The 10,447-nt window shown below is 55.7% G+C and carries 9 protein-coding genes; 2 read left to right on the top strand and 7 right to left on the bottom strand.

The features are described 5' to 3' along the window. Nucleotides 1-269: 269 nt before the first annotated feature. Together ACZ6J2_RS20690 and mdtD are read left to right on the top strand one after the other, a co-directional pair. Complete coding sequence (locus tag ACZ6J2_RS20690) at nt 270-977, top strand: FadR/GntR family transcriptional regulator (protein ID WP_023309775.1); 708 nt, start codon at nt 270-272, stop codon at nt 975-977. Next, complete coding sequence (gene mdtD, locus ACZ6J2_RS20685) at nt 974-2,407, top strand: multidrug transporter subunit MdtD (RefSeq protein WP_033144368.1); 1,434 nt, start codon at nt 974-976, stop codon at nt 2,405-2,407. The genes ACZ6J2_RS20690 and mdtD overlap by 4 nt, the downstream gene beginning before the upstream one ends. On the opposite strand, the gene rbsR is transcribed toward mdtD, so the two are convergent. From rbsR to kup, 7 genes are all read right to left on the bottom strand, one after another. Next, nucleotides 2,373-3,365 carry a ribose operon transcriptional repressor RbsR gene (rbsR, locus tag ACZ6J2_RS20680; protein WP_072210880.1) on the bottom strand — a complete coding sequence of 331 codons (993 nt, stop codon included), beginning with the start codon at nt 3,363-3,365 and terminating at the stop codon, nt 2,373-2,375. The genes mdtD and rbsR overlap by 35 nt on opposite strands. Before the next feature lie 3 nt (nt 3,366-3,368). Then, entirely contained in the window at nt 3,369-4,298 is a 930-nt protein-coding gene (gene rbsK, locus ACZ6J2_RS20675; protein ID WP_032662107.1) for a ribokinase, read from the bottom strand. 106 nt (nt 4,299-4,404) lie between these two features. Then, entirely contained in the window at nt 4,405-5,295 is an 891-nt protein-coding gene (gene rbsB, locus ACZ6J2_RS20670) for a ribose ABC transporter substrate-binding protein RbsB (RefSeq protein ID WP_010426610.1), read from the bottom strand. Nucleotides 5,296-5,322: 27 nt separating this feature from the next. Further along, nucleotides 5,323-6,288 carry a ribose ABC transporter permease gene (gene rbsC / locus ACZ6J2_RS20665; RefSeq protein ID WP_006808742.1) on the bottom strand — a complete coding sequence of 322 codons (966 nt, stop codon included), beginning with the start codon at nt 6,286-6,288 and terminating at the stop codon, nt 5,323-5,325. Nucleotides 6,289-6,292: 4 nt separating this feature from the next. Then, complete coding sequence (rbsA, locus tag ACZ6J2_RS20660) at nt 6,293-7,798, bottom strand: ribose ABC transporter ATP-binding protein RbsA (protein ID WP_032662095.1); 1,506 nt, start codon at nt 7,796-7,798, stop codon at nt 6,293-6,295. Between the two features lie 7 nt (nt 7,799-7,805). Further along, complete coding sequence (rbsD, locus tag ACZ6J2_RS20655; protein ID WP_032662094.1) at nt 7,806-8,225, bottom strand: D-ribose pyranase; 420 nt, start codon at nt 8,223-8,225, stop codon at nt 7,806-7,808. A 197-nt stretch (nt 8,226-8,422) separates the two neighbouring features. After that, nucleotides 8,423-10,291 (bottom strand): low affinity potassium transporter Kup, encoded by a 1,869-nt coding sequence (kup, locus tag ACZ6J2_RS20650; protein WP_023309781.1) that lies wholly within the window; start codon nt 10,289-10,291, stop codon nt 8,423-8,425. Nucleotides 10,292-10,447 lie beyond the last annotated feature (156 nt).

Genomic DNA, 10,447 nt, shown 5'->3' with positions numbered 1-10,447 from the left:
ACGCTTTCCCGCTTCAGAGTCAAGTGATTAATTTCGCTTTTCTCTGCTGACCCGGCGGCGTGTGTGCCGTTGTTCCGTGTCAGTGGAGGCGCATTATAGGGAGTTATTCCGACGTGACAAGAGGAAATTTAAAAAAAGTTTCCATCCGCGTTTTTTTTCACCAACAGAGGTGAAATCAAGCTACAAATTGTTCTATTTGATGTATCTGCAACCACAATCACATTCGAGGTGGCATAATTATCAGCATGAATCTTTAAGGAATAAAAGCGATGCCATTAAGCGCACAACAGCTGGCCGCCCAAAAAAACCTGTCGTACGTGCTGGCAGAAAAGCTGGCTCAGCGGATTTTAGCGGGTAAATATGCCCCGGGCAGCATTCTGCCGGGTGAGATGGAGCTGGGTGAGCAGTTTGGGGTGAGCCGTACCGCCGTGCGCGAAGCGGTGAAAACCCTAACGGCAAAAGGTATGGTGCTTCCACGCCCTCGCATTGGCACACGCGTGATGCCACAGAGTAACTGGAATTTTCTCGATCAGGAGCTGCTCTCCTGGTGGATGACGGAAGATAACTTTCATCAGGTCGTCGATCACTTTCTGGTGATGCGCAGCAGCCTTGAACCTCAGGCATGTCTGCTTGCCGCCACGCTGGGAACAGCAGAGCAGAAAGCGCAGCTTAACGCATTGATGGAAGAGATGGTGTTCCTGAAAAAACACTTCAACCGCGAACGCTGGGTTGAGGTCGATATGGCCTGGCATGAACACATCTATATGATGAGCGCCAATCCGTTTCTCACCTCTTTTGCCTCTTTATTTCATTCGGTGTATCACACCTACTTTACCTCTATTACACAAAACGAAGTGGTAAAACTGGATTTGCACCAGGCGATAGTTGATGCCATCCAGGAAAGCGACGGGCAGCGAGCCCTGAGTGCGTGCCAGGCATTGCTGGCCGCACCAACCCACCAGCAGGTAAATAAATGACAACGAAAAAAGCGCGCAGCATGGCCGGATTGCCGTGGATTGCAGCCATGGCGTTTTTTATGCAGGCACTGGATGCCACCATCCTCAACACAGCGCTTCCCGCTATAGCGCAAAGCCTTAACCGCTCCCCGCTGGCGATGCAGTCCGCCATCATCAGCTATACCCTGACGGTCGCAATGTTAATTCCGGTCAGCGGCTGGCTGGCCGACCGCTTTGGCACCCGCAGAGTTTTCATGCTGGCCGTAACGCTCTTTACGCTCGGTTCGCTGGCCTGTGCGCTCTCCTCATCCTTAACGGAGCTGGTTATCTTCCGCGTATTGCAGGGCATTGGCGGCGCGATGATGATGCCGGTGGCGCGCCTTGCTTTGCTGCGGGCCTACCCCAGGAGCGAACTGCTTCCCGTGCTCAACTTCGTCACCATGCCGGGCCTGGTTGGCCCGATTCTTGGCCCGGTACTCGGTGGCGTGTTTGTCACCTGGGCAAGCTGGCACTGGATCTTCCTGATTAATATTCCAATTGGCGTTGCGGGGCTGCTGTATGCCCGCAAATATATGCCGAACTTCACCACGCCAAGGCGCAGCTTCGACATGGGCGGCTTTTTCCTGTTTGGCCTGAGCCTGGTGTTATTCTCCAGCGGGATGGAGCTGTTTGGCGAGAAGATCGTCGCGACGTGGTTAGCGCTCTCCGTTATCCTCGGCGGTATTCTGTTATTCCTTCTTTATATACGTCACGCGCGCCGTCACCCGACGCCGTTAATCTCCCTGGGGCTCTTTAATACCCGAACGTTTTCCGTTGGGATTGCAGGGAACATTGCGTCTCGTCTGGGGACGGGCTGTGTGCCGTTCCTGATGCCATTGATGCTGCAGGTTGGTTTTGGCTACCCGGCCCTGATTGCTGGCTGCATGATGGCGCCCACGGCGATGGGCTCGATTCTGGCAAAATCAACCGTGACACAGGTGCTGCGCTGGTTTGGCTATCGTAAGACGCTGGTTGGCGTGACGGTCTTTATCGGTCTGATGATTGCGCAGTTCTCGCTGCAATCCGCCGCGTTACCCGTCTGGATGCTGATCCTGCCGCTGTTTGTGTTGGGCATGGCGATGTCGACACAGTTCACGTCGATGAACACCATCACCCTCGCCGACCTGACTGACGAGAACGCCAGCAGCGGCAACAGCGTGCTGGCGGTAACGCAACAGCTGTCGATCAGTTTAGGGGTTGCCGTGAGTGCAGCGGTGCTGAGGTTTTATGAGGGTTTTGACAGCGCGAATACCGTTGAGCAGTTCCACTATACCTTTATCACCATGGGCGCACTTACCGTGGTATCGGCGCTGGTCTTTATGCTGTTAAAACCGAAAGACGGCCGAAACCTGATTAAAGAGCGTCACAAAGAGAAAGCTAAACCGAACCGCGTTCCATCAGAACAGGAGTAAGCTGCAGGCGTTGCTGTTGCAGCGTGGGCTGCGCCATACGGTGGATCAACACATCGATGGCCAGCTCGCCCAGTTCATCTTTTGGCTGATGGATCGTGGTCAGCGGCGGCGTCATGTAGCTGGCCAGTTCGATATCGTCATAGCCAATCACCGCCATATCGTCCGGCACGCGTAGCCCCGCCTGATACAACGCCTGATAGGCACCAAACGCCATCGCGTCGTTACCAATAAACACCGCCTGCGGACGCGGCTTTTGCGCCAGCAGTTTCTGCATTGCCTCGAAACCGCCGTTAAACTCAAAGTCGCCTGTGATCCGGTAGCCATCAGGAATGGCAAGCCCCGCTCGTTCCATGGCGGAGAGATACCCTTCCAGACGCAAACGCGCCGGGGTTTTATCCAGCGGCCCCGTAATACAGGCAATGCGAGTGTGTCCTTTATCAATCAGGTACTGAGTCGCCATATCACCGCCCAGCAGGGAGTTATCCTGAATGAGATCGCTGGTTCCGTCGAACGGCGCCCAGTCCATCATCACGGTGGGAATCGAAGGATAACGCTGGATGATCTCTTTCGAGGGCTGGTGCGTTTCGGTGCAGAGCAGCAGTAGCCCGTCGACGCGTTTTTGCATCAGCGTTTCCAGGTTACGATTCATGCGCTGCTCGTCACCCTCGGTATTGCACAGCACCAGGCTGTAGCCACGCTCGAAGCAGCTGCGCTCCACGCCGCGAACCAGTTCTGAATAAAAGGGGTTGGTACTCGCGGTGATCAGCATACCGATGGTGCGCGTCTGGTTGAGCTTAAGGCTGCGCGCCAGCGCAGACGGCGCATAGTTGAGTTCTTTTACCGCAGCTTCGACTTTCTCACGAATCGCCTCGCTGACGAAGCGATCGTTGTTTATAACGTGGGAGACCGTCGAGGTAGAAACGCCCGCCATGCGGGCGACATCTTTCATTGTGGCCAAGCGTTACCCCTGCTGACTTAAGAATTCATCGATCTCTTTACGCCACGGAACGGAAGGCTGGGCGCCTTTGCGCGTCACCGCAATCGCGGCAGCAGCGTGTGCGAAGCGAATAGCGTCATCCATTCTCTTGCCCTCCAGCAGCGCGGTGACCAGTGCACCGTTGAAGGTATCTCCCGCTGCGATGGTATCAATCGCTTTGACCTTAAAGCCCGGCACGCGACGGCCTTCGCCATTGACGCTTGCCCACACCCCACGGCTACCAAGGGTGATAATCACGGTACCGATGCCCTTATCATGCAGTGCACGCGCGGCTCGCGCGGCATCGTCATCATTTTCTACGCGAATGCCCGTCAGTTTTTCGGCTTCGGTTTCGTTCGGCGTAATGATGTCCACCAGCGCCAGCAGCTCGTCTGATAATACACGGGCCGGGGCCGGGTTAAGTACGACAGTGGTATGATTTTCATGCGCAATTTTCGCGGCAGCCAGCACGCTTTCAACCGGTGACTCCAGTTGCATGAGCAGGGCTTCCGCTCCGGCGATGATGGCACGTTGCGCTTCTACGCGCTCCGTCGTCAGCGCAGCGTTAGCACCCGCATGAATACCGATGACATTCTCACCTTCAGCGTTGACGAAAATCAGCGCCACGCCGGTCGATTCCCCTGCAACCACGCTGACCGGTGCGATATCAATGTTGTCGCTCGCCAGCTGTTTGCGTACGCGCTCACCGGTATCGTCATCACCCGTGCAGGCGATAAACGCAATATTCGCCCCGCTGCGACCGGCAGCGACGGCCTGGTTGGCGCCTTTACCGCCAAATGCCACCTGATACTGGTTACCCGTGACGGTTTCGCCCGGTGCAGGGAACGATTCAAGGTTAAGAATGTGATCGGCATTGATACTGCCAAGGACGACGAGGTTGCCTGCGGTTTTCATGGTTGGGTTGTCCATCTGAGAGCGCCACCGGTGTTACCCGGTGGCGTATGCCACACTTTTCTTTATTGGTGTCCCTCAGGCAGCCAGCGACTGCCTGATTCGCCTTTTACTGCTTGATGACCAGCTTCAGGTCAACTGGGTATTTAGCCTGAACTTTTTCGCCCTTCAGCACTTTGTCGGCAGTTTCAACGCCAGTGGCGCCAATCTGCTCAGGCAGCTGAGCGATGGTCGCAGCCAGTTTGCCATCGTTTACTGCTTTTTCACCATCCGGCGTGCCGTCAAATCCGACAACCATCACATCAGATTTACCTGCGGTCTGCAGGGCACGCAGCGCGCCGAGCGCCATTTCGTCGTTCTGCGCGAATACCGCCTGCACGTCAGGGTGTGCGGTCAGCAGGTTCTGCATAACGTTCAGACCTTTAGTACGGTCGAAGTCTGCCGGCTGGCTGGCCAGCACGTTGAATTTGTGCGCAGCCACAGCCTGCTGGAAGCCTTCACCACGCTCGCGAGCTGCAGACGTACCGGCAATCCCCTGCAGTTCGATAACTTTCGCGCCTTCGCCGGCTTTCTTCGCGATGTAATCACCCGCGATTTTGCCGCCCAGCACGTTATCAGACGCAATGTGGCTAACAACTTCGCCTTTCGTTGCCTGGCGGTCCAGAGTGATCACCGGAATTTTCGCCTGGTTTGCCATTTTAACGGCGTTACCGACGGCGTCAGAATCGGTTGGGTTGATCAGCAGAATTTTGGTGCCACGAACGGTTAAGTCCTGAACGTTAGCCAGCTCTTTCGCCGGGTTGTTCTGTGAATCCAGCACCACCAGGTTGTAGCCCAGTTTGTCCGCTTCTTTCTGCGCACCGTCCTTCAGGGAGACGAAGAACGGGTTGTTCAGAGTAGAGACAACCAGCGCGATGGTATCTTTCGCCATGGCGTTAGCACTTACGGTTGCGCTCAGCGCGACAGCAGAAACCAGGGTAGCCAGTTTTTTCATGTTCATATCTAAGATGTCCTGTAGTGTCGTCAGTTACTGTTTTTTGTTGTCTACCAGTACCGCCAGCAAAATCACCACTGCCTTAACGATCATCTGGTAATAGGAGGAAACACCTAACAAATTCAAACCATTATTCAGGAAACCGAGAATCAGTGCGCCGATCAATGTCCCAACAATGCGACCTTTACCGCCCGCAAGACTCGTACCGCCCAGAACCACTGCTGCGATAGCATCCAGCTCATACCCCGTACCCGCCGTCGGCTGCGCGGAGGAGAGGCGCGCCACTTCGATGATACCTGCCAGCGATGCCAGCAGACCGCACAGGGAGTAAACGATAATTTTGACTTTATTAACGCTGATCCCGGACAGGCGCGTTGCCGCTTCGTTACCGCCCAGCGCGTAAATATAACGGCCCAGACGGGTGTGGTGCAGCATGTACCACGCCGCCAGGAAGACGATAGCCATGATCCAGACCGGAGTCGGAACACCCAGCGGGCGACCGATACCGAACCAGCCAAACAGATCGGCATTGTCGGTAAAGCCGGTATTAACCGGGCTACCGTTGGTGTATACCATGGTCACACCGCGCAGCAGCAGCATCATCACCAGCGTGGCGATGAACGCCTGAACGCGGCCTTTTGCCACAATCACGCCGGTTACGGCGCCAATCGCCGCGCCTGCCGCCAGGGCAGCGGCCACGGCCACCAGCGCGTTGACTTCAATGCCGACAATCGAAGCGGCGATCGCGCCGGTGAGCGCCAGCAGGGAACCGACGGACAGATCGATACCTGAGGTCAAAATCACCAGCGTCATGCCGACCGCCATAATGGCGTTCACCGATGTTTGCTGCAGAATGTTGAACAGGTTATTAACGGTGAAAAAGTTCGGGCTCATGGTCGATACAATCGCGATCAGCACCAGCAGGGCAATCAGCGATTTTTGTTCCATCAGCCATGCCTTTGTGAAATAGCGGCGACCAGAAACAGCCTGGGTAGTCATCTTCTTACTCCTGATTCACGCGATTAAGCTTGCCCACAGCGGCAGCCATCAGAACTTCCTGGGTGGCCTGCTCGCGAGTGAATTCACCGCCGAGATGCCCTTCATGCATGACGATAATGCGATCGCTCATGCCTAATACTTCTGGCATCTCGGAAGAGACCAGAATGATGCTCAGACCGTCGGCCTTGAACTGGTTAATCAGCTGATAGATCTCTTTCTTCGCGCCCACGTCTACGCCGCGGGTTGGCTCGTCGAGGATCAGCACTTTCGGACGCGTCATCAGCCCGCGCGCAATCGCCACTTTCTGCTGATTACCGCCGGACAACAGGCCAATCGCCTGCTCCATCGACGGGGTTTTGACGTTAAAGAGGCGGATAAAATCGCTGACCGCCTGCTGCTCATCTTTATGCTTCAGGCTACCGCCGCTATGGCTGAAATAGCGCAGCGCGGTCAGGGACATGTTCTCTTTAACCGACATCCCCAGCACCAGGCCGTCGCGTTTGCGGTCTTCGGAGATATAAACGATGCCGTTCGCCAGACCATCCTGCGGAGAACGGGTGACCACTTCATGACCGTCGAGGGTGACATAACCGCTGGTGCGCGGCAGTGCGCCGTACAACACTTTCATCAGCTCGGTACGTCCGGCACCCATCAGGCCCGCCACGCCCAGGATCTCGCCCTGGCGCAGGGTAAAGGTCACGTCGTTCACGCCAGGACCGCAGAGGTTGTCCACCTTCAGGCGGATCTCACCCGGCGCTTTATCCAGATGCGGATACTGATCTTCAAGCTTGCGTCCCACCATCATTTCGATGAGCGTATCTTCGGTCAGCGTGGCGACTTCGCGCTCGGCAATAAACTGCCCGTCGCGGAAGACGGTCACGTCATCGCAGATTTCGAAGATCTCTTTCATGCGGTGAGAGATATAGACAATCCCGCGCCCCTGCGACTTCAGCTCGCGGATCACGCGGAACAGGGATTCGGTTTCGGTATCGGTCAGGGCGTCGGTCGGTTCATCCATAATGATGACCTTCGACTCAAAGCTCAGCACCTTCGCGATTTCCACCATCTGCTGATCGCCAATGGACAGATCGCCTACCAGGCGATCGCTCTTAAAGCGCAGGTTCAGCTTCGCCAGCAGCTTGTCCGCTTCGGCATACATAGTTTTCCAGTCGATTTTGCCGAACCGGTTAACAAACTCGCGGCCGAGGAAGATGTTTTCCGCAATGGTGAGCTGCGGGATCAGGTTCAGCTCCTGGTGAATAATGCCGATACCCGCTTCCTGAGAGGATTTCGGGCCGGTGAAGGTGGTCTCTTTCCCCAGCCAGACGAGTGAACCGGCATCGCGTTGATAGATACCGGTCAGCACTTTCATCATGGTGGATTTGCCGGCACCGTTTTCGCCAACCAGCGCCATCACGCGCCCGGGGTAGACGTTCAGCGCCGCGCCGGAGAGGGCTTTTACGCCCGGGAACGACTTATCGATCCCTTTGAGTTGCAGTAATGCGTCCATGATGGCCTCAGAAGGTGACGCCAGCACAGAGAATGATATTCGCATACGGGGAACACTCCCCGCTGCGAATCACCGCCTGACTGTCTGCGGTTTGTTGTTTGAACTGTTCGTGCGTCGTGTAACGAATTTCTATGGTGTTTCCCTGGTGTTGTTGCAGTTGCTCAATATGGCTGAGCAACGTTTCATGGAGTTGCGGATTATGTTGTTTGATTTCCGCCGCGAGAATGGCTGCCTCAACCTGCATCTCCGCGGTCACCACATCCAGTACCTGCATAAACGAGGGTACACCCTGCGTTAACGCCATATCGATACGGGTTGTGCTGCGCGGAACCGGTAAGCCTGCATCGCAAACCACCAGCGTATCGGTATGCCCAAGACGGGAAATAACCGATGAGATTTCTGAGTTGAGTACCGTGCCTTTCTTCATTTTCTTGCTCCACTAGCGAAACGTTTCGCTGACATCAGTTTAATCTCAAGAATGTTCAGAAAACCATCATGACGTAACAGATTTGTGATCGACGTCGAAACGTTTCGCTAAGTGAAATGTAGAGACAATTATTGTGGGTTGGCGAGGGGGTTGGTAGGCCGGGTAAGCGAAGCGCCACCCGGCATTTTCAGAAGGGATTAGATCTCGACTTGTGTTCCCAGCTCAATCACGCGGTTAGGCGGGATCTCAAACTGGTCAGGCGCGCGCAGGGCGTTACGCTGCAGGATGAGGTATAGCTTGCCGCGCAGGCGCAGATACCACGGGCGCTTGCCGATGATCAGCGACTCGTGCGACATAAAGAACGACGTCTCCATCATCCGGCAGCTCAGCCCTTCCAGGCCACAGCGGTGGAACACCTCTTCCACGTTTGGCGTTTCGCGCCAGCCGTAGCTTGCCACCACGCGCCAGAAGGTCGGCGACAGCTGCTCGATCTGCACGCGACGCACGTTATGAACATACGGCGCATCCTCGGTGCGCAGCGTCAGCAGGATCACCCGCTCGTGCAGCACTTTGTTGTGCTTGAGGTTATGCATCAGCGCGAACGGAATGACGTTCAGCGCGCGAGACATATATACCGCAGTACCCGGCACGCGGACCGGCGGGGATTTCTCCAGAGAAGCGATCATCGCCTCAAGAGAGTTCCCGTGCTCGTGCATGCGGCGCAGCAGGCGGAAACGCTCGCTTTTCCAGGTGGTCATGACGATGAACATCACCAGACCCAGCGTCAGCGGCAGCCAGCCACCGGAGACAATTTTATCGAGGTTCGCAGAGAACAGCGGCACGTCGATACACAGGAAGCCCACCAGAATCATCGCCACGAGGAATTTATTCCAGTGCCAGTTTCGGTACGCCACCGTGGTGGAGAGCAGCGATGTCAGCACCATCGTACCGGTTACGGCAATACCGTACGCCGCAGCCAGGTTACTGGAGTGCTCGAAGCTGACGATAACAATAACAACAGCGAAATAGAGGAGCCAGTTAACGAACGGGATGTAGATCTGGCCCGACTCCATCTCCGAGGTATGGATGATGCGCATCGGTGACAGATACCCCAGACGCACGGCCTGGCGCGTCAGAGAAAACACGCCGGAAATCACCGCCTGGGAGGCAATGACTGTCGCCAGCGTCGCCAGGATCAGCATCGGCACCAGCGCCCAGTCGGGCGCCAGCAGGAAGAACGGGTTCTTGATCGCTTCCGGGTTTTTAAGCAACAGCGCGCCCTGACCAAAGTAGTTCAGCACCAGCGACGGCAGCACCACAATAAACCATGCCACGCGGATAGGCAGTTTCCCGAAGTGGCCCATGTCAGCATACAGCGCTTCCACACCGGTGATGGAGAGCACGACGGCCCCCAGCGCCACGAAGGAAACCACTTTGTATTCGAGGAAGAAATGCACCGCCCAGTAAGGGTTCAGCGCATGCAGCACTTCAGGGTTCGCGATAATGCTGCGCAAGCCAAGCGCCGCCAGGATCAGGAACCAGGCCAGCATAATCGGCGCAAACAGTTTGCCCACCAGCCCTGTACCGTGCTTCTGGATCATGAACAGCAGCGTCAGGACAATAATGGCCAGCGGAACCACCCATGAATCGAGCTGCGGAGCGATAATCTCCAGCCCCTCAATCGCCGACAGCACCGAGATAGCCGGCGTTATCACCACTTCCCCGTAGAAGAAACTGCCGCCAATCAGGCCGATAATGACCAGCACAGAGGTCATCCTGGCCGAGGTATTACGCCCGGCAAGAGACATCAGGGTCAGGATCCCACCTTCACCGGCGTTATCAGCACGCATAACGAAGGAGAGATATTTAACGGAAACCACCAGGATCAGCAGCCAGAAAATGAGGGACAAGAAGCCAAACACGGCATCGCGTTCAACACCAAAACCAAACTGGCCGGACAGACATTCACGAAGCGTATAAAGCGGGCTGGTGCCGATATCACCGTAGACAACCCCGATCGCCGCAAGCGTTATTGCGGGTAATGATTGCTTATTATCAGTGCTCATAGACTAGTCTTTTCGTTTAAATAACAAATGTGTTCCCGGTCCCTTGGCCCACAAAAAGCGCACAGTATGCACGATTCATTGCAAAATCGTACCCCTAAATGCAACCGCATTAATGTAGCGCAAAGAAAATTGCGCCGCACTTCAGTCTATTACCAG

This window comes from Enterobacter sp. E14S (assembly GCF_055666685.1).
Note: the sequence above shows the minus strand (reverse complement) of the source record. Positions and strands in the feature narration are given on the sequence as shown.

Bases quoted from the DNA above. Each gene is read 5' to 3' on its own strand.
- rbsB (WP_010426610.1), bottom strand. From the start codon at position 5,295: ATGAACATGAAAAAACTGGCTACCCTGGTTTCTGCTGTCGCGCTGAGC.
- rbsA (WP_032662095.1), bottom strand. From the start codon at position 7,798: ATGGACGCATTACTGCAACTCAAAGGGATCGATAAGTCGTTCCCGGGC.
- kup (WP_023309781.1), bottom strand. From the start codon at position 10,291: ATGAGCACTGATAATAAGCAATCATTACCCGCAATAACGCTTGCGGCG.
- ACZ6J2_RS20690 (WP_023309775.1), top strand. From the start codon at position 270: ATGCCATTAAGCGCACAACAGCTGGCCGCCCAAAAAAACCTGTCGTAC.
- mdtD (WP_033144368.1), top strand. From the start codon at position 974: ATGACAACGAAAAAAGCGCGCAGCATGGCCGGATTGCCGTGGATTGCA.
- rbsC (WP_006808742.1), bottom strand. From the start codon at position 6,288: ATGACTACCCAGGCTGTTTCTGGTCGCCGCTATTTCACAAAGGCATGG.
- rbsD (WP_032662094.1), bottom strand. From the start codon at position 8,225: ATGAAGAAAGGCACGGTACTCAACTCAGAAATCTCATCGGTTATTTCC.
- rbsK (WP_032662107.1), bottom strand. From the start codon at position 4,298: ATGAAAACCGCAGGCAACCTCGTCGTCCTTGGCAGTATCAATGCCGAT.